This is a genomic window from Aeromicrobium panaciterrae (assembly GCF_039537165.1).
GTDB classification, from domain to species: Bacteria; Actinomycetota; Actinomycetes; order Propionibacteriales; family Nocardioidaceae; genus Aeromicrobium; species Aeromicrobium panaciterrae.
The window spans coordinates 3178302-3178885 of the sequence record NZ_BAAAZZ010000002.1; the positions used below are offsets into that span (position 1 = coordinate 3178302).

General features: G+C 60.3%; 1 protein-coding gene. It reads right to left on the bottom strand.

Translation table 11 applies throughout. The annotated features are described in order from the left end of the window. Nucleotides 1-584, bottom strand: a 584-nt coding sequence (locus tag ABD683_RS16615) for a DUF222 domain-containing protein (RefSeq protein ID WP_344771186.1), incomplete at both ends; no start/stop codon positions are given.

Consider the following 584-nt stretch of genomic DNA (forward strand, 5'->3'; position numbering starts at 1 on the left):
GTGACCGCCACCTTGTTTCATGAGGAAGGCGGTGAAGTCGGACACGCACAGGAAATACATCAACAAATTCGGTCCGATCGCGCCGTGTCCGGCGAGCGTGGCCGGCTCAACCGATGCGGGCATGGGGTCAGGGATCAGGTGCGGGTTCTCGGTCTTTGCCTGGACGTGGTCGACGGCGGCCTGCAGGGTGTCGGCGTCCACAAACACCGACATGTGGGGTCGCACGCCTTTGTCGGACGGCAGACCGTTGCCAAGAACTGACGTGAGCAGGTCATCGAGTCCTTGGACCCGGCGTTCGGACCCGGTGCGGACATCGTCTTTGTCGCGGGGTGCTGACACCGAGTCGAGGACTTTCTTGAGCTTGGCACCGGTGATCGTGTTCAAAAAGCCGCTCACATGAAACCCGTCGGGAACGGCATCAACGTTGAAGTCTTCGCGATCCATGCCGCGTTCCCACGCGGCGTCGAGATCTTCGGGATGGACCTTGTCCTTGAGATGTTTGACTGCTTCGAACAACTCAGCAGGTTCGCAATCGCGAGCGACACCGACGAACACGTCTTCGAACTGGCGCATCGGTTCCAGAC